Origin of the sequence: Pseudomonas sp. LAIL14HWK12:I1, assembly GCF_003202095.1 — a bacterium.
GTDB lineage: Bacteria > Pseudomonadota > Gammaproteobacteria > Pseudomonadales > Pseudomonadaceae > Aquipseudomonas > Aquipseudomonas monteilii.
Genome location: NZ_QJKG01000002.1, coordinates 136,276 through 160,061, shown reverse-complemented (window position 1 = coordinate 160,061; position 23,786 = coordinate 136,276). Strand labels below are relative to the sequence as shown.

Here is a 23,786-nt window from a genome sequence, read left to right as displayed (position 1 = left end):
GTGACAAAACAATGAATTTTTACTGCCTGTGCCGGCGACAGGGCCAGTACAGGCAATGCAGATCAGTCGTCTGTAGCCTTGATCGACTTGGGCGACAAACGCAGGCTGCGCAAGCTGCGTTTAACGCTTTTCAGGTGGTTGACCAGGCTCGGCCCACGCGCCATCGCCACGCCCATGGCCAACACGTCGATCACCACCAGGTGAGCGATACGCGAGGTCAGCGGCGTGTAGATTTCGGTGTCTTCATGCACGTCGATCGCCAGGTTGACCGTCGACAACTCGGCAAGAGGTGTCTGGCTGGGGCACAGGGTAATCAGGTTGGCACCGCTCTCACGCACCAGGTTGGCGGTGATCAGCAAGTCCTTGGAGCGGCCCGACTGGGAAATGCACACCGCCACATCACCCGGTTTCAGGGTAACCGCCGACATCGCCTGCATGTGCGGGTCGGAATACGCGGCGGCGCTGAGCAACAGGCGGAAGAACTTGTGCTGGGCATCGGCCGCCACCGCACCGGACGCGCCAAAGCCATAGAACTCCACGCGTTGCGCCTGGGCCATGGCACTCACCGCCTGCTGCAGCGCCTGCGGGTCGAGGTGCTCACGCACTTCCATCAGGGTATGCAGGGTGGTGTCGAAGATCTTCAGGCTGTAGTCGGCAACCGAGTCGTCTTCATGAATGGCGAACTGCCCGAAACTGGCCCCCGCTGCCAGGCTCTGCGCCAGCTTCAGCTTGAGGTCCTGAAAGCCCGAGCAACCGATAGCCCGGCAGAACCGCACGATGGTCGGTTCGCTGATACCCACGCTGTGTGCCAGGTCGGCCATGGAACTGTGCATGACGGCAGCCGGGTCGAGCAGCACGTGGTCGGCCACTTTGAGTTCCGATTTGCGCAGCAGGTGGCGCGATTGGGCGATATGTTGCAACAGATTCACAGGCTGGACTCGGTTATGATCGGCTGGCCGGGTTGTAGCTTTCTTGTAGTTATACTACATGGACGCCAACCCGCCCAGTTAAACGAACGTGGAGAGTGGCGGTTTGACTATTCCTTGCGACATTCTGGTCTTCGGCGGCACCGGCGATCTGGCCCTGCACAAGTTGCTTCCGGCGCTCTACCACCTGTTTCGCGAGGCCCGTCTTGACCCTGCCGTGCGGATCATCGCGCTGGCGCGCCGCAACTTGCCACGTAACGATTATCTCAAGCTCGCCGAACGCCATTGCCGGGCACAGATCGCCCGCAACGACTTCGAAGAAGAGGTCTGGCAGCGGTTTTCCGCGCGGATCGACTATTTCGCCATGGATGCTTCGCAAAGCGCCGACTTTGGCCGCCTGGCGCGCTACCTGGGCGAGCCCGGCGGCTTGACGCGCATCTTCTACCTGGCCACCGCCCCCAACCTGTTCGTACCGATTGCCAAGCACTTGCATAACGCCGGCCTGGCCGACGCCGAAGCGCGCATCGTGCTGGAAAAGCCGATCGGCCACTCGCTGGAATCGGCTACCGCCATCAACGAAGCGATTGGCGCAGTGCTGGAGGAAAACCAGGTATTCCGGATCGACCACTACCTGGGCAAGGAAACCGTGCAGAACCTGATGGCCCTGCGCTTCGCCAATGCCCTGCTGGAGCCGGTGTGGCGCAACAATCAGGTCGACCACGTACAGATCAGTGTTTGCGAGACGCTGGGTGTAGAGAACCGGGGCGCCTACTACGACCGCGCCGGGGCAATCCGCGACATGCTGCAGAACCACCTGCTGCAGCTGCTGTGCCTGGTGGCCATGGAGCCCCCCGCCCAGTTCGAGGCCGAAGCGGTACGCGACGAAAAAGTGAAGATCCTGCGCGCCCTCAAGCCGATCACCGGCCAGGATGTGCAGGACAAGACCGTGCGCGGCCAGTATGGCGCCGGGCACATCGGCGGCCAGGAAGTACCGGCCTACTACTTCGAAAAGGATGTCGACAACGACAGCGATACCGAAACCTTCATCGCCATCGAAGCGCACATCGACAATTGGCGCTGGGCGGGCGTGCCATTCTATCTGCGCACCGGCAAGCGCATGGCACGGCGCTCGTCGCAGATCGTCATTCAGTTCAAACCGGTACCCCACGAGCTATTCAACGGTGGCCAGGTCAACCAGTTGCTGATCCAGTTGCAACCGGAGGAACGCATCAGCCTGCGCATGATGACCAAAAGCCCGGGCAAGGGCATGCGCCTGGAACCGGTGGACCTGGACCTGAACCTGGCCCAGGTGTTCAGCCAGACCCGCCGCTGGGAAGCCTACGAACGCCTGCTGCTGGATGTACTGGAGGGCGACTCGACGCTGTTCATGCGCCGCGATGAAGTGGAAGCAGCCTGGGCCTGGACCGACCCGATCATCAGGGGTTGCGAAGAGCACTTTCAGGCGCCACGCCCTTACCCGGCGGGCAGTAACGGGCCAGAGCAAGCCAACAGCCTGCTGGCGCGTCATGGCAGGCACTGGCAGGGCTGACCCACTGTCATCGGGTCGATGAACGGCCATGCGCCAAGGTGAATATTTATACAGTGGAGGTTTGCCCCATTTCCTGCCGCGCCCTAGAATGGCCCGATGCACACAGACGACCTCTCCCTCCTGCTGAATTCCCTCAACGATGCCCAACGCCAGGCCGTAGCGGCCACGCTTGGGCGTCAACTGGTGCTTGCCGGCGCCGGTTCCGGTAAAACCCGCGTGCTGGTGCACCGCATCGCCTGGCTGATCCAGGTGGAGCAGGCATCGCCGCACTCGATTCTGTCGGTGACCTTCACCAACAAGGCTGCAGCAGAAATGCGCCAGCGAATCGAACAACTGCTGGGGATCAACCCGGCGGGCATGTGGGTAGGGACCTTCCACGGCCTGGCCCATCGCTTGCTGCGGGCCCACTGGCAGGAAGCGCGGCTGGTGCAGAACTTCCAGATTCTCGACAGTGACGACCAGCAGCGCCTGATCAAGCGGGTGATGCGCGAGCTGGGCCTGGATGAACAGAAATGGCCGGCACGCCAGGCACAGTGGTTCATCAACGGGCAGAAGGACGAAGGCCTGCGCCCGCAGCATATCCAGGCCGGTGGCGACCTGTTCCTGGCGACCATGCGTGACGTCTATACCGCCTATGAACAGGCGTGTGAGCGTGCCGGGGTCATCGATTTCTCCGAACTGTTACTGCGTGCCCTGGACCTGTGGCGCGACCACCCGGGCCTGCTTGAGCACTACCAGCGGCGCTTCCAGCATGTGCTGGTAGACGAGTTCCAGGACACCAACGCCGTGCAGTACGCCTGGCTGCGCCTGCTGGCGCGCGGGGGTGCCAGCCTGATGGCGGTGGGTGATGACGACCAGTCGATCTACGGCTGGCGCGGTGCCAAGATCGAAAACATTCACCAGTACACCGCCGACTTCCCCGACGCCGAAATGATCCGCCTGGAGCAGAACTACCGCTCTACCGGCGGCATCCTCAAGGCGGCCAACGCCCTGATTGCCAACAACAGCGATCGCCTGGGTAAAGAGCTGTGGACCGACATGGGCGAAGGCGAACCGCTGACCCTGTACGCGGCCTACAACGAGCACGACGAAGCGCGCTACGTGGTGGAAACCATCGAGAGCCTGGTCAAGCAGGGCAATGCGCGCAACGAAATCGCCATCCTGTACCGCTCCAACGCCCAGTCGCGCGTGCTGGAAGAAGCCCTGCTGCGCGAGCGTATTCCCTACCGTATCTATGGCGGCCAGCGCTTCTTCGAACGTGCCGAAATCAAGAACGCCATGGCTTACCTGCGGCTGATCGAAGGGCGCGGCAACGATGCTGCCCTGGAGCGGGTAATCAACGTACCGCCACGCGGCATTGGCGAAAAAACCGTCGAAGCCATCCGCGAGCATGCCCGCCACAGCCAGGCATCGATGTGGGACGCCATGTGCCAGCTGCTCGCCGCCAAGGCCCTCAAAGGCCGCGCCGCCAGTGCGCTGGGGGCTTTCATCGAGCTGATCGAGGGGTTGGCCGCCAAGGTCGTGGACATGCCGCTGCATACCATGACCCAGACCACCATCGAGCAATCCGGGCTGATCATCTATCACCAGGAAGAAAAAGGTGAAAAGGGCCAGGCACGGGTAGAAAACCTTGAGGAACTGGTCAGTGCGGCGCGCAACTTCGAATCCACCGACGAAGACGCCGACCTTTCGCCCTTATCGGCCTTCCTCGGCCATGCCTCGCTCGAAGCCGGCGATGCCCAGGCCGACGAGCACGAAGACAGCATCCAGCTGATGACCCTGCACAGCGCCAAGGGCCTGGAGTTCCCCTACGTGTTCCTGGTGGGCATGGAAGAAGGCCTGTTCCCGCACAAGATGAGCCTGGAAGAACCCGGCCGCCTCGAAGAGGAACGCCGCCTGGCCTATGTGGGAATTACCCGTGCCATGCGCCAGCTGGTCATGACCTACGCTGAAACACGTCGCCTGTATGGCAGCGAGACCTACAACAAGGTGTCGCGTTTCGTACGTGAAATTCCGGCGGGCCTGGTCCAGGAGGTGCGGCTGTCCAACAGCGTCAGCCGGCCGTTCAGTGGGGTCAAGACGGCGACCAATAGCAACTTGTTCGCCAATGCCAGCATTCCGCAGACCGCGTTCAACCTGGGCCAGCGTGTGCAACATGCGGTATTCGGGGAAGGCGTGATCCTCAACTTCGAGGGATCCGGCGCGCAGGCGCGGGTACAGGTGAACTTTGCCGAAGGCAGCAAGTGGCTGATGCTGGGGTATGCCAAGCTCGAAGCCCTGTAGCAGCCTTGTAACATTCAGGCAAAAGCTCGAAACACTCTGTCGCTGGTCATGTGCACGGGAACCTGTGCAACATGACGCGCGTGCAATCCACAACAGGGGATATCCCACTTATGCAACGTTTTCTTAGCATCGCTCTGGCGCTCTGCGTCGGCCTGACGCTGAGCCTGGACGCCAACGCCAAGCGTTTCGGCGGCGGCAAGAGCTCGGGCTCCGCGCCTATCCACCAGACCCGTCAGGCTACGCCAACCACGCCTGCCGCCGCGCCGGCCGCCGCACCTGGTCGTGCGGCCCCGGCCGCCAGCGGTGCTTCGCGCTGGTTGGGCCCACTGGCAGGCCTGGCCGCCGGTGGTCTGCTGGCATCCATGTTCATGGGTGACGGTTTCGAAGGCTTCCAGATCATGGACTTCCTGATCGTGGCGCTTATCGCCTTCCTGGTGTTCCGTTTCATCGCCGCTCGCCGCCGCCAGCAGCAGCCGCAAATGGCCATGCCAGGCCATGCGCCAATGCAGCGTGAGGCTCACGCTCAGCCTGCCCAGCCTTCGATCTTCGGTGGTTCGGCCGCACCTGCTGCCGCTGCCGCCCCGGTGATCAATGCCCCGGCCTGGTTCAACGAGCAAAGCTTCCTGGCTGCTGCCCGTAACCACTTCCAGTCGCTGCAGCAGCACTGGGATGCCAACGAGATGGACAAGATCGCCGAATTCGTCACCCCGCAAATGCTCGAGTTCCTCAAGCGTGAACGCGCTGAACTGGGTGATGGCTTCCAGTCCACCTACATCGATAACCTCGAAGTGCAGCTGGACGGTGTAGACGATCGCAGCGATCGCACCGATGCCACCCTGACCTTCCGTGGCGTGTCTAAGAACTCGCGCTTCGACCAGGGCGAAGTGTTCAGCGAAAGCTGGCACATGGTTCGCGCCCAGGGCGAAAACCAGCCTTGGCTGGTTGCCGGTATCCGTCAAAACGGCTAACCGCTGCAGGCTGCACAAAAAACCCCAGGCGCTGTCCTGGGGTTTTTGCTTTTGCCAGAGTGGCCTACTAGGGTATAACGCGCAGCGTTGTCATCTAGGTCAGAGGAAGTGAACCGTGGAAGAAGTGATCGAACAACTCCGTGAAGCCAACCAGCCAGTACCGGTGCCCCTTGAGCTTCCCGACGAGGACCAGTTGGTCGAGATCGAAGAAGAGCTGTTCATCAACATTCCGTTCGTGTTCAAAGAGTTTCTACTGACTGTCAGTGACGTGGTGTACGGCTCGCTGGAACCGGTGACTGTCACCGATCCACAGTCGCATACCTACCTGCCCGACGTCGCCGCCAACGCTTGGGATGCCGGCGTGCCGCGCGACCTGATTCCGCTGTGCCAGGACGGCGACAACTACTATTGCGTCGAAGAAGACGGCACCGTGGTGCTGTGGGAGGCGGAAGACGAAATTGTCGGCGAAGACAGCTGGGAGTCGGTGTGGCACTGGGCGCGGGATGTCTGGCTGGAGAGCTGATTCCAGCCGTTGCTGGAATGCCACCGGCACAGGAAAAATAATGGCCTAGCGCCATCAATGCGGTTAAAATCGCCAGGCTTTCTGCGCCTGGCGACATCGCTACCGCTCCATCCCCTCGGACGACGGTGAAATCTTGCGCAGGGAGCATTGACCCTCAGTGTGAATTCTCGCGGCTGTTCTCCAGTGTCTCCAGCAAGGCAATCTGCATGCGCGTGTGCACGCGGATAAACCAGCGCCACAGCAAGGCCACCACCACCGCAGCCACCACGGCAATCACCAGCAGCAACTCGCTGGTTGGCAGAATGCTTGCCGAAAGCGCCGACAGCAGCAGGAAAATCACCAACAGCGACAATAGCGGGATCACCTCGGCGATCACTCGCCGCACCCGCTGGGTATGCCGCCCGGCCATTTCCGGCTTGACGCCCATCTCTGCCAGCAGCATCGACAGTGCCTTGAGCTTGCGATAGGCCGCGATCAGGAAAGGCAGCGACAGCAACAACGCCGCCCCCCAGATAAGCGCCTTCTGTTGGCTGGCATCGCTGACCCACTCACTGAGCCAGTTGCCAATACGCCCTGCGAAGTAACCACCGCTGAAGAAAATGGCGATCACCAGCGCCAGGTTCACCCCCACCTGCAACAGGATGCGCCGAATCATCGCCGCCAGCATGGCACCCTCGCCCTGCGGCTGAATGTTGCGTAACCACTCGCCATACAAGGAAAGTACCCGCGCCAGGCGGCCAGGCACCACATTGCCCAGCTTCTGCGACAAGGGGTCGGCCGCGCGAATCAGGTACGGTGTCAGCAGCGTGGTGATTGCCGATACCGCGACCGCGACCGGGTACAGGAAATCGCTGGTCACCTGCAGGGTCATGCCCAGCGCGGCGATGATGAACGAGAACTCGCCAATCTGCGAAAGCCCCATGCCCACCCGCAATGACGTGCGCCCGTCATTGCCGGCAATGAACGCCCCCAAGCCACAGGACAGCATCTTGCCCAATACCACCGCCAAGGTAATGACCACGATCGGCCAGGCGTAGTCGATCAGCACCTGCGGGTCGATCATCAAGCCAATCGCTACGAAGAAGATGGCGCTGAACAGATCGCGTACCGGCTCGATCAAGCGTTCGATCTTCAGCAACTGGCGCGATTCAGCCATGATTGCGCCAATCAGGAAGGCGCCCAGCACCATGCTGTATTCCAGCTTTACCACCAGCAGGCAGAAGCCAAAGCACAGGCCCAGCACGGTAATCAGCAACATCTCGTTGCTTTCGAACTTGGCCACATAGGCCAGCAGCCGTGGCACCAGCAGGATGCCGATGACCAAGGCAACGATCATGAAAAGCGACAGCTTGCCGACGGTGGAGAACACTTCACCGGAGCTGACCGTGCCACTGACAGCGATGCCCGACAGCAGGGCGATGATGCCGATACCGAGGATGTCTTCCACAATCAGCACACCGAAGATCAGCTGGGCGAAACGCTCGTTCTTCATCTTCAGGTCGTTGAGCGCCTTGACGATGATGGTGGTCGAAGAAATGGCCAGGATAGCGCCAAGGAATAGCGAATCCATGGTGCTCCAGCCGAACCAGCGGCCGATTTCGAAGCCGATCCATATCATCAGCACGATTTCCAGGAACGCCGCGATAAACGCCGTCGCGCCCACCTTGAACAGCTTGCGCAGGCTGAACTCGAGGCCCAGGCAGAACATCAGGAAGATCACCCCCAACTCGGCGAGGGTCTTGATGGTGTCTTCATCATGGATCAGGCCGAACGGCGGAGTGTGCGGGCCAATGATGAAGCCGGCGACGATGTAGCCCAGCACCACCGGCTGCTTGAGACGATGAAAAAGAATGGTGACCACGCCAGCGACCAGCATGATGACTGCCAGGTCCTGGATGAAACTGATGGCATGCATGGCGTGATACTCCTTTTCTCGTCGTTTTCTGGATGCCTGGGCAGACCGCTCCTCTGCCAAGGCAAACCCGAGCGAGCAGCAAGTACATACTGTATTGAATGCAGGAACGCCCATGTTGCATGGGCGTACTCAGGTTAACATCGCACCCCGCCGCAAAAAGCCGGTGCAATATGCAGAAACAGATCGGCTGGAAAAGCGCCGCTGATGGCATGATCAGCGTGACGGCGGGGCGTCAGGCAACGTCCCGTATCAGCAAGGCAAATTCAAAAGAGGGGAACAGAAGTGTCAGCAGATAACGCCCCCCATTCGCCCGATTCAGCGCAACCTCACCGTGAGCACACTATGGAACCTGGAAACGCCCAGCTGAGCATGACCGTCCTGATGACCCCGGACATGGCCAACTTTTCTGGCAACGTACATGGCGGCACCCTGCTCAAATACCTCGACGAAGTGGCCTATGCGTGCGCCAGCCGTTATGCCGGCAGCTATGTGGTGACGCTGTCGGTCGACCAGGTAATCTTCCGTGAACCCGTACACGTGGGTGAACTGGTGACCTTCCTGGCGTCGGTCAACTACACCGGCAACACGTCGATGGAGGTTGGCATCAAAGTGGTGACCGAGAACATCCGTGAGCGCTCGGTACGCCACTCCAACAGTTGCTTCTTCACCATGGTCGCGGTCGACGACAACCGTCGCCCGGTAGCGGTGCCGCCGCGCCAGCCGCAAAGCAGTGAAGAAAAGCGCCGCTTCCTGCAGGGCCAGCAGCGCCGGCAGATCCGCCAGGAGCTGGAAAAGCGCTACCAGGACCTGAAGACCGACGCCATTTAAAGCGCCAGCAATTGCGCCTCGAAGCGCACCCGCGGGTGGGCGATGCGGTCCTGGGCCCGCACCAGTTGCAGTTCGTAGCTGGCGCAGGCCTGGGTTTCCAGCAGCACTTCATGCACCGCCGCCGCGGTGAACTCGAGTGCCTGTACCCAGCTGTCGCCGAGCAGCACGCGGGCCAGAAACAAGCCCGAGGTCAGGTCGCCCACCCCCACCGGCTGACGTGGAAACGCCAGCAGCGGGCGGCGCAGGAGCCAGCTGTGCTCGGCAGTCACCAGCAGCATCTCGAACTGGTCCTCCGCACGCCCTGGATAAGCCAGGTGCTTGACCACCACCACCTGCGGCCCCCGCTGCAGCAGGCTGCGCGCCATATTCACGCAGTCTTCCAGCGACTGCGCACGGCGCCCACAGAAGCTGTCCAGCTCCAGCTGGTTCGGGCACAGGATATCCGCGCGGGCGGCCGCCTCCTCGAGCAGGAACTCGCTGACTTCCGGCGGCACGATGCAGCCCTTCTCCGGGTGCCCCATGACCGGGTCGCACACATACAACGCTTTCGGATTTACTGCCTTGATCCGCTCGACGCCGGCCAGTATCGCTCGCCCTTGTTCGGCACTGCCCAGGTAGCCGGAAAGCACCGCATCGCAGTGACCCAGTTCGCCGATGTTGGAAATGCCTTCCACCAGCGCAGGAATTTGCGCCGGAGCAAGCACTTCGCCGGCCCACTGGCCATACTGAGTGTGATTGGAGAACTGCACGGTATTGAGCGGCCAGACATTGACCCCGATACGCTGCATGGGAAATACCGCGGCACTGTTGCCGGCGTGGCCGAACACCACATGGGACTGAATGGCGAGCAGGTGCGGGGTACGTTTCATGCGGGAGGTTTCCAAAGCTGTTTCAAGGATTGTGCGCAGCGCAGTATGAACTCGATTGCCACCTGTACGACAGGCCAGGGACGCAGTTAAGCTGGATCTACCTGTTTGGAGCATATGCAAATGTTGACCCTGGAGAACCTCTTCGTCCTGATGCTGGTAGCCACGGCAGGCGCCTGGTTGTGGCACAACCATGGGTTGCGCGAAAAAGCCCTGGAACGGGTGAAACAGCATTGCGCCAAGCTTGACCTCGAATTGCTCGACGACGCCGTCGCGCTCAAGCGTATCGCCTTTGTGCGCGATGCCAACGGCCGCAAGCGCCTGGCGCGCATCTACGCCTTCGAGTTCACCGTTACCGGCGAGCAGCGCCATCCCGGCACGGTGACCCAGTTCGGCGCCCACAGTGTGCAGATCGAACTCGCACCCTATCCGTTCGAAATCAAGACACCACCGCGCACCGACAACGTCATCGAAATGCAGCAGTGGCGCCAGGAGCACAACCGCTGGCGCAATTGATCAACTGACGCGGGACTCGCTCAACCCGGCTTGCAGTGCGGGTTGCGATTGCGGCTGATCGAAAATCAGCTCGATACGGGAGTCCCTGCGCCAGTCGCTAGGCTGCCAGGCGGGCATGTCTCCCCTCAGCCCATTGAATGATTGCCAGCCATCCACGCTGTGGATAACACCCTTGGCGCGACGCCAGGGCCATGCGCGCAAGAACGCCTGTACCCGCTGTGGATAAAACTGTTGGCCCGGGTGCCAGCGCCAGCCAATACTCCAACCACCCTCCCCCTGCTGGGCAAGACAGATAGGCTGACCTGGGTCTGTCCACAATATTCCTGGGCTACTCTCAAGATTGTCGACAATCCGGTCCTCCTCAAATGGGCTGTCGACAATCTGCTCAGGGCTGCCGGGTAGGCTTGAGAATGGCACTTTCCCCTGCACGGCCCAGATGATTTTCTTGTCTTTAAATTTATTAGTTATCAACAACTTACATTTTTCATCCACAACTTCTGATTTGTTGAAAACCACGCTTTCAGACACATCGAAAGCCTGCTGTTGAGCCTCTGGAAGCGGCTCGTCACGCGCTATGGATTGCGCATCCACCACCATCAGGAATGGCTTGATTGTCAGCACTCCGGCCCAAGGAGCCTGTTGCAGCTGAGCAAGCAACTGCAATGGGTGACCCAGCCCGGAAGGTTCGATAAACAGCCGATCAGGCCGGGATTTGCGCAGTAACCGACCCAAGCCCACCTGAAACGGCATGCCATTGACACAGCACAGGCAGCCGCCTGCGACTTCCCCGATGGCGATGCCATCTTCGTCACGGCTGAGCAAGGCCGCATCCAGCCCTACCAGGCCAAACTCATTGATTAATACAGCCCAACGCTCATGGGCTGGGCGCTGAGCCAGCAGATGACGGATCAGGGTGGTTTTGCCGGCCCCCAGCGGGCCGGCTATCACGTGGGTGGGTATGTTCTGCAGCATGGCATGGCTTCAAGCGGTGGCGATGCCTCACTATGCGCTGTCAGGCAAGCCAGTCAAGGCTGAGCAACAGACGCCCCTGCTGGCCCGAAGGCGAACGATGCACCAGCCCTGCGCCTTCGTTACCTTGCCACTTCTCACCTTTAAGTATGGCCACTTCGCCAGCGTGCAGATGCTGAATGTTACCCACAGGAACTTGGGCTGTGTGTAACTCCCCACGCGGGCTTTCCTGCTCTCGCAACCACTCGCTGCCTGGGCCGACGTAAGTGGTGAGCAACCGCAACGGCACGTTATCCACATGGAAACGCGGGCACATGGGGCCAGCCAGTACCCGCAGACGCAAGCCAACCCGTCGAGCGCCAACCAGGCAGGTGTAAGCCGCCACCAGCCAGGTCACATCAGCAACGAACGCCTCGTAGCCGTGTAAATCTGCCGCTTCACGCATCAGGTCGGGCAATACCGGTGTTTGCTGCTCATCCACATCGATTACCCGTTGATCAGCCAAGGGCTGACCAAGACTTATCAACAGGTCCGCAAAGTCTTCCAGCTGCGCCGGCAACCGTCGGCGCCAAACGGCCAGGTTCACACCATCCTGCAGTACTTCTGTCAGCACTTGCGGGGTTTCGCCGAACACCTGAAAGATATCCACAGGCCGGTGTGCCAAGTTCATGCTGCCACCTCTTCGTGCCATGGGCCGAACGGGTCGGGCAAACGCAACCAGCCCATGTGGCCCAAATCCATTTCCTGGTCCGTCAACAGGCAGGCATCAAGGGCTGTGGATAATTTTTCGAAGTCGATGTTTTGCCCGATGAACACCAACTCTTGGCGGCAATCACCGGTCTCAGCCGTCCAGTGTTTCAAGATCGCGCCAGTGTTATCCACATCCTGCGGCCATTGCTCGCGAGGCACGAAACGCCACCAGCGGCCAGCCAGACCGTGGCGCATCATTCCGCCCGCCTGCGACCAGCTACCGGCTTCCTGGTACTTGCTGGCCAGCCAGAAAAAACCTTTGGAACGCAAAAGCCGCCCATTGCTCCATTGCGTGTGGATAAAGTCGAAAAAGCGCTGTGGATGAAGCGGACGTCGGGCCTGCCAGGTCATGGCCGCGATTCCATACTCTTCGGTTTCCGGCACATGCTCACCACGCAGCTCCCGCAGCCAGCCCGGCGCTTGGGCTGCCTGGTCAAAGTCGAACAGGCCAGTGTCGAGGATACGCGCCAGCGGTACCTGGCCCATGACCATGGGCACGATCTGCGCCCGTGCATTGAGGCTGCGCAAGATGGCGATGAGTTCTTCACGCTCATGCTGGCTGATCAAGTCGATCTTGCTCAGCAACAGCACATCGGCGAACTCGACCTGTTCGATCAGCAGGTCACTGATCGACCGCTCGTCTTCTTCACCCAACGTTTCGCCACGGCTGGCCAGGCTGTCTGCTGCCTGGTAATCGCGCAAGAAGTTCAAGCCATCGACCACCGTAACCATGGTGTCCAGGCGCGCCATATCGGACAGGCTACGGCCCTGTTCGTCACGGAAGGTGAATGTCTCTGCCACCGGCAGTGGCTCCGAGATGCCAGTAGACTCGATCAGCAAATAATCGAAACGCCCTTCTTCGGCCAGCCGCGCCACCTCCTCAAGCAAGTCTTCACGCAATGTGCAGCAGATGCAGCCGTTGCTCATTTCGACCAGTTTCTCTTCAGCGCGGTTGAGGCTCACATTGCGCTGCACCTCGCTGGCATCAATGTTGATTTCACTCATGTCGTTGACGATAACCGCGACCCGCAGGTTCTCACGGTTACGCAATACATGGTTGAGCAAAGTGCTCTTGCCGGCGCCAAGAAAGCCGGACAGCACGGTGACGGGGAGACGATTGGGCATGGCGAACCTCTTCAGGCGGACGCATTCGAAACGATGCATTGCACAATGTTATAAAGTAACAATACAATTTCGCCAAGCCGTTCTCGACGGACGAGTGCTTACCGGGGATAAAACATGTATCTGTCACGCGCCATGGCGTTGCTGCTGCTCGCTGTGCCCAACGTGCTGTTGGCCATGCCACAAGCCAGTACGCTGGCGCTTTGTACGCGAAGCGCCACACTGCTCGCCTGCCAGGACAGCAAAGGTAGTTACTACAGCGTGCGCACCGACGGCAGTACGTTCTACCTGCGCGGCTACGACCACGCCACCCGGCGACTATGGGCACAAACCAACAGCCGCTACGGCACGTTGACCTTTTTCACCGGCCTGGCCAGCGATGGTGAGGCCTGGGTGGGCCACAGCCGCCGTGTTGGCTGGACCACTTTGAACCGCGTATCCAGCTCCAGCGGGCAGCGCTTCAACCTGCATTGCAGCTTGATTGGCGGTTGCCGTTGATGCCTCTTTTTATCTGGAAAGCCAAATGACCCAGCTCAAGCTCCCCGATATCGCCGCACAAACCCAGAAGCACACCTTGCCGTTGAGCTGGGTTGGCATGTGCGGAATTGCCCTGCCTGTGCAGTTCGAAGGGCGTACCGCAGCTGCCAAAGTCGATGCAGGGGTAAGCCTGGTGGATGGCAGTTCACGCGGCATCCATATGTCGCGGCTTTACCTTGCACTGGAGTCATTGGAACACCAGCCACTCACACCGCTGGCAATGAGGCAGCTCCTGGAAGATTTTCTGTCCAGCCATGACGGTCTGTCTTCCGCTGCCTACTTGCGAATCAGCTTCGAGCATCTGCTGAAAAGACCTGCGTTGGTCAGCCCCTTGGCAGGCTGGAAAAGCTATGCCGTAACCGTCGATGCGCGAATCGAAAATGAAATGTTCCACGTGGAACTATCGGTTTCCGTGCCTTACTCCTCGACCTGCCCTTGCTCGGCAGCACTTGCAAGGCAGCTGATTCAACAACAGTTTCAGGCGAGCTTCAGCGAGCAGCAGGTTGATAAATCTGCCGTTCTGCAATGGCTTGGCAGTGCCGAAGGAATTGTAGCTACACCTCATAGCCAGCGAAGCAAGGCTCAGATTCAGGTGCGCCTGCACAGCAGTCAGCAGGTGCTGCCAATTACCGAACTGATCGATCGTATAGAGGCGAGCTTGGGTACAGCGGTGCAGACAGCAGTGAAGCGCGCAGATGAACAAGCCTTCGCCTTGGCCAACGGGCAAAACTTGATGTTCTGTGAGGACGCCGCCCGACGCCTGCACAAGGCACTACGGCAAGTTGAATGGAGTACCGCTTTCAAGCTGCGTGTGGAACATGCAGAAAGCCTGCATGCCCACGACGCGGTTGCCACCAGCCAGTGGCAATGGAATATCAGCTGCGCGGTTTAACCGCGCCGCAGTCATTGCCTAACCACACCGCACGGGTGTTCATGCTGCCTTGCTGCTGCACCCCTGAAGCGTTGAACGTACCACTGACCTGGGTGGTGAATTCACGATCACTGAGGAAAGTAGCCTGGCCACTGCCCTGAGCCTTCGGGCAGCTGAACTGGAACTTCCACACATTACCGGTTCGGTCGGTGATCTTCTGAGTGCAGCCGGATTTCGGGTCTTGCAGCGGGATGTCATTGGTTGCCACCTGCTCTGGCGTCAGGCACGAACGCACGCCATTTCCTCCAACGGTCACCCCCTGTTTGGCCAACACCCCTTCCATCATGGCACGCTGCTCGGGCGGCAGGTTTTTCAGCTGGCCGAGCATGAACGCCATGTCAGGTAACGGCTTGCCATCGACCTGCATGTTGCTGGTGGTCAGCTCCCACAAACCCGGCTGCAGCATCTGGGCATGCACCAGCGGGCTGCTCATACCTAGGGCCAACGCCAACAGTGGCAGACGAATCTTCATGGATGAACGCTCCTGAGAAAAGCCGGCCAAACGGGCCGGGCTGAGCCTTAGACGCCAAATCCACCTGCGGGTTGCAAGGCGGGCCGGGAACGTGTTCTGTTACCCCAAGTGTACTCGGCAAGCAGGATGCATATGGATTACCACAGCCCCTACTTTTTTGGTTACCTACTCGGCCTTATCCACCTGTTGGGTGTCGTCGCCGCGCTCCACGCACTGTTCACTGTACGCACCGCCCAAGGCGCGATTGCCTGGGCCATGCCCCTGTTCTTCATCCCTTACCTCACCTTGATCCCCTACCTGATCTTCGGCGCCCGCTCGTTCTATGCCTACATCAAGGCCCGGCGCCAGGCGAACCAGGAAATGCACGTGGCCATGGCCAACCTAAACTGGCGGCCTTGGGTGGAAGAAGCTCTCACCGCCCGCGAGTCGGAAAGCTACACAGCCTTGCGCGCCATGCCCAAGCTGGGGCGCATGCCTTGCCTTGCGAACAACCAAGTAAAGCTATTGGTCAATGGCAAAGCCACATTCGATGCCATCTTCGCGGCTATCGAAAAGGCACGCGATGTGGTGCTGGTGCAGTTCTTCATCATTCATGACGACACCCTCGGCAAGGCACTGCAGCAACTGCTGTTGCGCAAGGCCGCCGAGGGGGTACAGGTGTTCGTACTGTATGACCGCGTCGGCAGCCATGCCTTGCCGGCCAGCTACAGCCAGCAACTGCGCAACGGTGGTGTGCAGATCCATGCCTTCGCCACCCGCCGCGGCTGGTTCAACCGCTTCCAGGTGAACTTCCGTAACCATCGCAAGATTGTGGTGGTGGATGGCCTGCTCGGCTTTATCGGCGGCCACAACGTGGGGGACGAATACCTCGGAGAGCATCCTCAGCTGTCGCCCTGGCGCGACACCCATGTGCAGATCAGCGGGCCGGTGCTGGCCTGCCTGCAGGAGTCGTTCGCCGAGGATTGGTATTGGGCCACGCGCCAGCTACCGCCGCTGATTCTGCCGGATGCCTACCCGGATAACGGCGTGCTGTGCCAGGCGTTGGCCAGCGGCCCCGCCGACCCGCAGGAAACCTGCTCGTTGTTCTTCCTCGAGGCGATCCATTCCGCTACCCGGCGGGTATGGATCACCAGCCCTTACTTCATCCCGGACGAAGCGGTCTTTGCTGCACTGCGCCTGGCGGTACTACGGGGTGTCGATGTGCGGGTACTGATCCCGTCACGGCCAGACCACCGCATCGTCTATGCCGCCTCCAGCCTGTTCGCCTTCGAAGCCGTGCGCGCGGGTGTGCGCATGTTCCGCTACCAGCCCGGCTTCCTGCATCAGAAGGTGGTGCTGGTAGATGATGAGGTAAGCGCAATCGGCAGTGCCAACCTGGACAACCGTTCGTTCCGGCTGAACTTCGAGATCACCCTGCTAACGGTCGACCGCAACTTCGCCGACCAGGTCGAACACATGCTGATCAAAGACTTTGAACAGGCGCGGGAGATTACTGCGGAGGACAGCCGCGATACACATCGGCTACAGCAATTGGGGATGCGGATTGCGCGACTGATTTCACCCATTCTGTGAGAAAGGCCGCCTCCCTTGCAGAGGCGGCCATGGGGTTCAGCGATACATGTCCTCCCGCGTCCATGGCAAATCGTGGTGGCCATCCGCATAAGGCTTCACTGCCAAAATCTGGTGCAGGTTGATCCAGCCTTTCTCAAACGCATAGGCACAGCCTGCAAGGTAGAGGCGCCAGATACGCAGGGTTTTTTCCGGCACCAGCGCCGCGGCTTTGTGCAACTGGTTCTCCAGGTTTTCGCTCCAGTGGTGCAAGGTCTTGGCGTAGTGCAGACGCAGGCTTTCCACGTCTACCACCTCCAGCCCCGCTTCACAGATACTGGCGCTGATCATCGACAAATGAGGGAGCTCGCCGTGGGGGAATACATAACGGTCGATGAACTCACCTGCACCCCGCCCTACCGGACGGCCATCGACGTGTTTGGCGGTGATACCGTGGTTCATCACCAGCCCGCCTTCCCTGACAGCACCGAACAGTTTCTGGCAATACAGCGCCAGGTTGGCATGCCCGACATGCTCGAACATGCCCACGCTGACCACTTTGTCGAAGCGACCATCTTGAGGCAAATCGCGGTAATCGAGAATCTGCAGGTCCACTTTGTCGGCCAAGCCCTCGGCTTTGACACGCTGCCGGCCGAGCTTGAGCTGCTCCTTGCTCAGGGTAATACCGAAAACCTTGGCGTCATATTCGCGTGCTGCAAAACGCGCAAGCCCACCCCAACCACACCCAACGTCTAGCAGGTAGTCACCGGCATTCAGCCGCAGCTTGCGGCACAGGTGATCGAATTTATCCTGCTGCGCCTGGTCGAGCGTGTTGTCCGGTTCACGGAAGTAGGCACAGGAATAGGCCATATCCTGATCCAGCCACAACTGGTAGAAGGCGTTGGATACGTCATAGTGGTAAGAGATGGCTTCGGCGTCAGTGCGCTTGTCATGAGATCGGCGTTCCGGCGGCTGTTCGTCTTCGTCCGTGAACAGCGCTTCGCTCAGCTCATCGCACACACGAATGGCTTCACCGATATCGCCTTCCAGTTCCAGCTTGCCTTCAACGAATGCTGTGCCCAGCTGTTCCATGCTTGGGTGGGTCAACTGGCCAATAAGCTGAGGCTCCTTGACCAGGATCGTGACCTGCGGGCTCGGCCCCAGATCGAACTGGTTTCCGTCCCACAGTTTCAGCCGCAGCGGCAGATGCAAACTCTGCAGTGCCGGTGGAAGTTGAGCAAGCATGAACGACCCTCCTGTCCGTATATGGCCACGACGCCTGATATTTCGAACGTCGCCGGATCAGAGTAGTTCATTCGTGGAAGGTTTCCCCTATACGAGACCATGGTCTAGAACCAACTGATCTTATCCACATAGAGGATTGTATACAATTCTAACATCTCAGCTTAACCTTGTGCCCCTCTCGCGCTTCTTCATCCTGGAGTTGAACCCATGAAATCCTATGACGTGGTGATCATCGGCGGTGGCCCTGGTGGCTACAACGCCGCCATCCGCGCCGGCCAGCTGGGCCTGACCGTTGCCTGTGTGGAAGGCCGCTCGACCTTGGGCGGCACCTGCCTGAACGTGGGCTGCATGCCGTCCAAGGCGTTGCTGCACGCTTCCGAACTGTACGAGGCTGCCAGTGGCGACGAGTTCGCCCACCTGGGTATCGAAGTAAAACCCACCCTCAACCTCGCCCAGATGATGAAACAGAAGGACGAGAGCGTAACCGGGCTGACCAAAGGCATTGAGTATCTGTTCCGCAAAAACAAAGTGGACTGGATCAAGGGCTGGGGCCGCCTGGATGGCGTTGGCAAGGTTGTGGTCAAGGCCGAAGACGGCAGCGAAACTGCGCTGCAGGCCAAGGACATTGTCATTGCCACCGGCTCCGAACCCACCCCGCTGCCGGGCGTGACCATCGACAACCAGCGCATCATCGATTCGACCGGTGCGCTGTCCCTGCCCCAAGTGCCCAAGCACCTGGTCGTCATCGGTGCCGGTGTGATCGGCCTTGAGCTGGGTTCGGTCTGGCGCCGCCTGGGAAGCCAGGTCACGGTCATCGAATACCTCGACCGTATTTGCCCGGGCACCGACACGGAAACCGCCAAGACCCTGCAAAAGGCACTGGCCAAGCAGGGCATGGTGTTCAAGTTGGGTAGCAAAGTGACCCAGGCCACCGCCAGTGCCGACGGCGTGAGCCTGGTGCTGGAACCTGCCGCCGGTGGCACGGCAGAATCACTGCAGGCCGACTATGTGCTGGTGGCTATCGGCCGCCGCCCTTATACCAAAGGGCTGAACCTGGAAAGCGTAGGCCTGGAAACCGACAAGCGCGGCATGCTCGCCAACGAACACCACCGCACATCCGTGCCGGGTGTCTGGGTGATTGGCGACGTCACCTCCGGCCCGATGCTGGCACATAAAGCCGAAGACGAAGCGGTGGCCTGTATCGAGCGCATCGCCGGCAAGCCACACGAGGTCAACTACAACCTCATCCCGGGCGTGATCTACACCCGCCCGGAGCTGGCCACCGTGGGCAAGACCGAAGAGCAGCTCAAGGCTGAAGGCCGTGCCTACAAGGTCGGCAAGTTCCCCTTCACCGCCAACAGCCGCGCCAAGATCAACCACGAAACCGAAGGCTTCGCCAAGGTTATCGCCGATGCCGAAACCGATGAGGTGCTGGGTGTGCACCTGGTAGGCCCAAGTGTCAGCGAAATGATCGGCGAATTCTGCGTGGCCATGGAGTTCTCGGCCTCGGCGGAAGATATCGCCCTCACCTGCCACCCGCACCCGACCCGCTCCGAGGCATTGCGCCAGGCGGCGATGAATGTGGACGGTATGGCAATGCAGATCTGACAGGAACAAAAAGCCCTCCGTGTGGAGGGCTCTTGAACAGCGACTGTCCGCTACTTACTCAACCGTAACCGACTTGGCCAGGTTACGCGGCTGGTCAACGTCGGTACCCTTGAGTACGGCGACATAGTAAGACAGCAGCTGCAGCGGAATGGTGTACAGGATTGGCGCCAAGGCATCGGCAATGTGCGGCACCTTGATCACATGGGTGCCTTCCCCATTGGTCATGCCAGCCTGCTCGTCGGCGAACACGACCAGCTCGCCACCACGGGCACGCACTTCCTGCAGGTTGGACTTCAACTTCTCCAGCAGCTCGTTGTTCGGCGCAACGGTAACCACCGGCATGTCGTTGTCCACCAGCGCCAGCGGGCCGTGCTTCAGCTCGCCTGCCGGGTAGGCTTCAGCGTGGATGTACGAGATTTCCTTGAGCTTGAGTGCACCTTCCATCGCCACCGGGTATTGCGCACCACGGCCAAGGAACAGGGTGTGGTGTTTATCGGCGAACAGCTCGGCGATCTTCTCGACAGTGGCGTCCATCGCCAGTGCTTCGCCCAGGCGGGTCGGCAGGCGACGCAGTTCTTCAACCAGTTCGGCTTCGACACCGGCTTCCAGGGTACCGCGCACTTGGCCCAGGGCCAAGGTCAGCAACATCAGCGACACCAGCTGGGTGGTGAAGGCTTTGGTCGAGGCCACACCGATTTCCGGGCCAGCCAAGGTCAACAGGGTCAGGTCCGACTCGCGTACCAGCGAGCTGATGCCCACGTTGCAGATCGCCAGGCTGCCGAGGAAACCCAGCTCCTTGGCGTTGCGCAGCGCGGCCAGGGTATCGGCGGTTTCGCCGGACTGCGAGATCGAAACGAACAGGGTATCCGGTTGCACCACCACCTTGCGGTAACGGAACTCGCTGGCCACTTCCACCTGGCACGGGATGCCGGCCAGGCTTTCCAGCCAGTAACGGGCGACCATGCCTGCGTGGTAGCTGGTGCCGCAGGCAACGATCTGCACATTGCGCACCTTGGCGAACAGTTCGGCAGCCTTCGGGCCGAAGGCCTGGACCATCACGTTGTCCTTGCCCAGGCGGCCTTCCAGGGTGCGCTGAACGACGCTTGGCTGCTCGTGGATTTCCTTGAGCATGAAGTGGCGATAGTTGCCCTTGTCAGCAGCCTCGGCACCTTCATGGTACTGCACGGTTTCGCGCTGGACCTTGTGGCCGTTCTCGTCCCAGATGGTGACCTGATCACGGCGAATTTCAGCGATGTCGCCTTCTTCCAGGTACATGAAGCGGTCAGTGACCTGGCGCAGGGCCAACTGGTCGGACGCCAGGAAGTTTTCGCCAAGGCCCAGGCCAATGACCAGAGGGCTGCCGCTGCGTGCAGCTACCAGTCGGTCGGGTTGCTTGGCGCTGACCAGTGCCAGGCCATAAGCGCCATGCAGGCGCTTGACGGCGGCTTTCAGCGCATCGGCCAGGTCTGGAGTGCTCTTCAGGGTGTTGTGGATAAGGTGGACGATCACTTCGGTGTCGGTCTGCGAGGTGAAGGTGTAGCCCAGGCCTTTCAGCTCTTCACGCAGCTCTTCGTGGTTCTCGATGATACCGTTGTGCACCACCGCCACTTCATTGCCCGAGAAGTGCGGGTGGGCGTTGCCTTCGGTCGGCGCACCGTGGGTAGCCCAACGGGTATGGGCGATACCCAGCTGGCCAGCCAGTGGGTCAGCCGCTACAGCGGCTTGCAGCTCACTGACCTTGCCGATACGGCGACGGCGCTGCAATTCACCGCCTTGGGTAAGAACAGCCAGGCCTGCGCTGTCGTACCCGCGGTACTCCAGACGCTTGAGGCCTTCGATCAGGATGGCTGTGATATTGCGCTCGGCGATGGCACCAACGATTCCACACATGTTTTATTGCTCCTGGCTGATCGCGGCGCAGATCAGGTTGATGCCGCGGGCTTGAATTTGTTCACGTGCCGCTGCGGGCAGTCGTTCGTCTGTAATAAGGGTGTGCACGCTGCTCCAGGGCAGCTCGAGGTTAGGGATCTTGCGCCCCACCTTGTCCGACTCGACCATCACGATCACTTCGCGGGCAACTTCAGCCATGACCCGGCTAAGCCCCAGCAGTTCGTTGAAGGTGGTGGTACCCCGGCCGAGGTCGATGCCATCGGCACCGATGAACAGCTGGTCGAAATCGTAAGAGCGCAAAACCTGCTCGGCCACCTGGCCCTGGAACGACTCGGAATGCGGGTCCCAGGTACCGCCGGTCATCAGCAGCACCGGCTCGTGTTCAAGGTCGCTGATGGCACGGGCCACATTCAGCGAATTGGTCATTACCACCAGGCCAGGCTGACGCCCCAGCTCGGGGATCATGGCTGCCGTGGTGCTGCCGCTGTCGATGATGATGCGCGCATGTTCGCGGATTCGACCAACAGCGGCACGGGCGATGGCCTTCTTGTAGGAAGACACAGGCTGGGCCGGCTCACCGAGCAGTTCTTGCGGCACGGGTACCGCACCACCGTAGCGGCGTAGCAGCAGGCCGTTGGTTTCGAGAGCGGCGAGATCTTTGCGAATGGTTACTTCCGAAGTCTCGAAACGTTTAGCCAAAGCGTCCACGCTCACCTCGCCCTGCTCACTGAGCAACGCCAGGATGTTGTGCCGCCGCTGCGGGGTATTTCGTTTCGACATGAGTGCTTAAGTTTCGTTTCGAAAGATAATGGTTGCAATCAAAACCTAAGATGAACGATTCGTCAAGCTGTCGCTGCCCTGTGGATAGTTTTTACCGGTTCGCTGCAGCCCTACAGGCACCGCAAAAAACCAAAAAAAAGCCGACTTACTCACATAAGTCGGCTTTCGATCGAAACAGCTGTGAATAAATCAGCTCTTCTTGATTTTCTCCGGGCGCTTCCAGCCCGAGATGTTGCGCTGGCGCGCACGGGCCACCGCCAGGTCACCGGCTTCGACGGCCTGAGTAATGGTCGAACCGGCTGCGGTGGTCGCGCCAGCCTGAATTTCCACAGGCGCTACCAGCGAGTTGTTCGAACCGATGAACACGTCCTCACCCATCACGGTCTTGAACTTGTTCGCACCATCGTAGTTGCAGGTGATAGTACCGGCGCCAATATTGGTACGCGCACCGATTTCGGCATCGCCCAGGTAGGTCAGGTGACCGGCCTTGGCGCCTTCGCCCAAGTGGGCGTTTTTCAGTTCCACGAAGTTACCCACATGGGCTTTGGCATCCAGCACGCTGCCTGGGCGCAGGCGGGCGAACGGGCCAGCATCGCTACCCTCGCCCATCACGGCGCCTTCAAGGTGGCTGTTAGCCTTGACCACCGCGCCTTTGCGCAGGGTGGTGTTCTTGATCACGCAGTTAGGGCCGATCTGCACATCGTCCTCGATGACCACCTTGCCTTCGAGAATCACGTTGATGTCGATCAGCACGTCACGACCAACGGTCACTTCACCCCGTACATCGAAGCGTGCCGGGTCGCGCAGGGTTACACCCTGGGCCATCAGGCGGCGGCCTTCACGCAGCTGGTAGTGACGCTCCAGCTCGGACAGCTGGCGGCGGTCATTGGCGCCCTGCACTTCCATCGGGTCGTGCGGCTGTTCGGTTGCCACTACCAGGCCATCGGCCACTGCCATGGCGATGACGTCGGTCAGGTAATACTCGCCCTGGGCGTTGTTGTTCGACAGACGGCCCATCCAGTCAGCCAGGCGCGCAGCTGGCAACGCCAAGATACCGGTGTTGCCTTCCTTGATCGCTTTCTGCACGTCGTTGGCGTCCTTGTGCTCAACGATGGCAGTTACCTTGCCCTGCTCGTCACGGACGATACGGCCATAACCTGTCGGGTCGTCCAGGGTAACAGTGAGCAGGCCCAGCTGCTGGTCGTTGGCCTTGTCCAACAGGCGCTGCAGGGTCTCCACTTCGATCAATGGCACGTCACCGTACAACACCAGCACGGTGTCGGCAGTCAGCGCCGGCAGAGCCTGGGCAACAGCATGGCCGGTACCCAGTTGCTTATCCTGCATGACGAAGTTCAGGTCGTCAGCGGCAAGGCGCTCGCGAACCAGCTCGGCACCATGGCCAATCACAACATGAATACCTTGCGGCTGCAGTTGGCGCGCACTGTGGATAACATGGCCGAGCATGGAGTTGCCGGCTACCGGGTGCAGCACCTTGGGCAGCGCCGAACGCATGCGGGTGCCTTGGCCGGCGGCGAGAATAACGATATCGAGTGACATTAC

Annotated in this window: 21 protein-coding genes; 10 read left to right on the top strand and 11 right to left on the bottom strand. The window is 60.3% G+C overall.

Going from position 1 to position 23,786, the window contains the following annotated elements:
• Positions 1–62: 62 nt before the first annotated feature.
• Entirely contained in the window at positions 63–929 is an 867-nt protein-coding gene (gene hexR, locus D906_RS05655; RefSeq protein WP_003253273.1) for a transcriptional regulator HexR, read from the bottom strand.
• 103 nt (positions 930–1,032) lie between these two features.
• Between hexR and zwf the strand changes: the two genes are divergently transcribed.
• The 4 genes from zwf to D906_RS05635 all read left to right on the top strand — a co-directional run bounded on the left by zwf (position 1,033) and on the right by D906_RS05635 (position 6,249).
• Positions 1,033–2,475, top strand: a complete 1,443-nt coding sequence (gene zwf / locus D906_RS05650) for a glucose-6-phosphate dehydrogenase (protein ID WP_019098445.1) — start codon at positions 1,033–1,035, stop codon at positions 2,473–2,475.
• Positions 2,476–2,571: 96 nt separating this feature from the next.
• Positions 2,572–4,758 carry a DNA helicase II gene (uvrD, locus tag D906_RS05645; RefSeq protein WP_019098444.1) on the top strand — a complete coding sequence of 729 codons (2,187 nt, stop codon included), beginning with the start codon at positions 2,572–2,574 and terminating at the stop codon, positions 4,756–4,758.
• A 110-nt stretch (positions 4,759–4,868) separates the two neighbouring features.
• On the top strand, positions 4,869–5,726 hold the full coding sequence (locus D906_RS05640) for a Tim44 domain-containing protein (protein WP_016712750.1): 858 nt from the start codon (positions 4,869–4,871) through the stop codon (positions 5,724–5,726).
• Positions 5,727–5,841: 115 nt separating this feature from the next.
• On the top strand, positions 5,842–6,249 hold the full coding sequence (locus tag D906_RS05635) for an SMI1/KNR4 family protein (protein WP_019099164.1): 408 nt from the start codon (positions 5,842–5,844) through the stop codon (positions 6,247–6,249).
• Positions 6,250–6,403: 154 nt separating this feature from the next.
• On the opposite strand, the gene D906_RS05630 is transcribed toward D906_RS05635, so the two are convergent.
• Positions 6,404–8,164: a cation:proton antiporter gene (locus D906_RS05630; RefSeq protein ID WP_019099165.1), complete on the bottom strand. Its 1,761-nt coding sequence runs from the start codon at positions 8,162–8,164 to the stop codon at positions 6,404–6,406.
• 342 nt (positions 8,165–8,506) lie between these two features.
• Between D906_RS05630 and D906_RS05625 the strand changes: the two genes are divergently transcribed.
• Complete coding sequence (locus D906_RS05625; RefSeq protein ID WP_016712753.1) at positions 8,507–8,992, top strand: acyl-CoA thioesterase; 486 nt, start codon at positions 8,507–8,509, stop codon at positions 8,990–8,992.
• Here D906_RS05625 and pdxY read toward each other — a convergent pair.
• Positions 8,989–9,861 carry a pyridoxal kinase PdxY gene (gene pdxY / locus D906_RS05620; RefSeq protein WP_019099166.1) on the bottom strand — a complete coding sequence of 291 codons (873 nt, stop codon included), beginning with the start codon at positions 9,859–9,861 and terminating at the stop codon, positions 8,989–8,991. The two genes, D906_RS05625 and pdxY, sit on opposite strands and share 4 nt — an antisense overlap.
• A 120-nt stretch (positions 9,862–9,981) precedes the next feature.
• On the opposite strand from pdxY, the gene D906_RS05615 reads away from it, so the two are divergent.
• Entirely contained in the window at positions 9,982–10,374 is a 393-nt protein-coding gene (locus tag D906_RS05615; RefSeq protein WP_016712755.1) for a DUF3301 domain-containing protein, read from the top strand.
• Here D906_RS05615 and D906_RS05610 read toward each other — a convergent pair whose 3' ends face one another.
• From D906_RS05610 to zigA, 3 genes are read right to left on the bottom strand one after another with little or no spacing between them, the layout of a single operon-like run.
• Entirely contained in the window at positions 10,375–11,346 is a 972-nt protein-coding gene (locus tag D906_RS05610; protein WP_027614804.1) for a GTP-binding protein, read from the bottom strand. It abuts the gene before it with no gap.
• Between the two features lie 40 nt (positions 11,347–11,386).
• A complete protein-coding gene (locus D906_RS05605) occupies positions 11,387–12,013 on the bottom strand; it encodes a DUF1826 domain-containing protein (protein WP_019099168.1) in 627 nt (208 codons plus the stop codon).
• Positions 12,010–13,218, bottom strand: coding sequence for a zinc metallochaperone GTPase ZigA (zigA, locus tag D906_RS05600; RefSeq protein WP_019099169.1), 1,209 nt, complete (start codon positions 13,216–13,218; stop codon positions 12,010–12,012). Before zigA ends, D906_RS05605 begins: the two co-directional genes overlap by 4 nt.
• A gap of 114 nt (positions 13,219–13,332) precedes the next feature.
• Between zigA and D906_RS05595 the strand changes: the two genes are divergently transcribed.
• Both D906_RS05595 and folE2 read left to right on the top strand, forming a co-directional pair.
• The gene (locus tag D906_RS05595; protein ID WP_019099170.1) at positions 13,333–13,713 is read left to right on the top strand and encodes a hypothetical protein; all 381 of its coding nucleotides are present in this window, start codon (positions 13,333–13,335) and stop codon (positions 13,711–13,713) included.
• A 25-nt stretch (positions 13,714–13,738) separates the two neighbouring features.
• The gene (gene folE2, locus D906_RS05590; RefSeq protein WP_019099171.1) at positions 13,739–14,644 is read left to right on the top strand and encodes a GTP cyclohydrolase FolE2; all 906 of its coding nucleotides are present in this window, start codon (positions 13,739–13,741) and stop codon (positions 14,642–14,644) included.
• Here the strand turns inward: folE2 and D906_RS05585 are convergent.
• The gene (locus D906_RS05585; RefSeq protein WP_016712761.1) at positions 14,628–15,155 is read right to left on the bottom strand and encodes a DUF3617 domain-containing protein; all 528 of its coding nucleotides are present in this window, start codon (positions 15,153–15,155) and stop codon (positions 14,628–14,630) included. The genes folE2 and D906_RS05585 overlap by 17 nt on opposite strands.
• Positions 15,156–15,287: 132 nt before the next feature.
• On the opposite strand from D906_RS05585, the gene cls reads away from it, so the two are divergent.
• Positions 15,288–16,727, top strand: coding sequence for a cardiolipin synthase (gene cls / locus D906_RS05580; RefSeq protein WP_019099172.1), 1,440 nt, complete (start codon positions 15,288–15,290; stop codon positions 16,725–16,727).
• A gap of 36 nt (positions 16,728–16,763) precedes the next feature.
• On the opposite strand, the gene cfaB is transcribed toward cls, so the two are convergent.
• Positions 16,764–17,948, bottom strand: a complete 1,185-nt coding sequence (gene cfaB / locus D906_RS05575) for a C17 cyclopropane fatty acid synthase CfaB (RefSeq protein WP_025754226.1) — start codon at positions 17,946–17,948, stop codon at positions 16,764–16,766.
• A gap of 207 nt (positions 17,949–18,155) precedes the next feature.
• On the opposite strand from cfaB, the gene lpdA reads away from it, so the two are divergent.
• Complete coding sequence (gene lpdA / locus D906_RS05570) at positions 18,156–19,556, top strand: dihydrolipoyl dehydrogenase (protein WP_016712764.1); 1,401 nt, start codon at positions 18,156–18,158, stop codon at positions 19,554–19,556.
• Between the two features lie 54 nt (positions 19,557–19,610).
• Here the strand turns inward: lpdA and glmS are convergent, their stop codons facing one another.
• From glmS to glmU, 3 genes are all read right to left on the bottom strand, one after another.
• Positions 19,611–21,446 (bottom strand): glutamine--fructose-6-phosphate transaminase (isomerizing), encoded by a 1,836-nt coding sequence (gene glmS, locus D906_RS05565; protein WP_016712765.1) that lies wholly within the window; start codon positions 21,444–21,446, stop codon positions 19,611–19,613.
• A 3-nt stretch (positions 21,447–21,449) separates the two neighbouring features.
• On the bottom strand, positions 21,450–22,226 hold the full coding sequence (locus D906_RS05560) for a DeoR/GlpR family DNA-binding transcription regulator (protein ID WP_016712766.1): 777 nt from the start codon (positions 22,224–22,226) through the stop codon (positions 21,450–21,452).
• 189 nt (positions 22,227–22,415) lie between these two features.
• Positions 22,416–23,783 (bottom strand): bifunctional UDP-N-acetylglucosamine diphosphorylase/glucosamine-1-phosphate N-acetyltransferase GlmU, encoded by a 1,368-nt coding sequence (gene glmU, locus D906_RS05555; protein WP_027614802.1) that lies wholly within the window; start codon positions 23,781–23,783, stop codon positions 22,416–22,418.
• Positions 23,784–23,786: the final 3 nt, after the last annotated feature.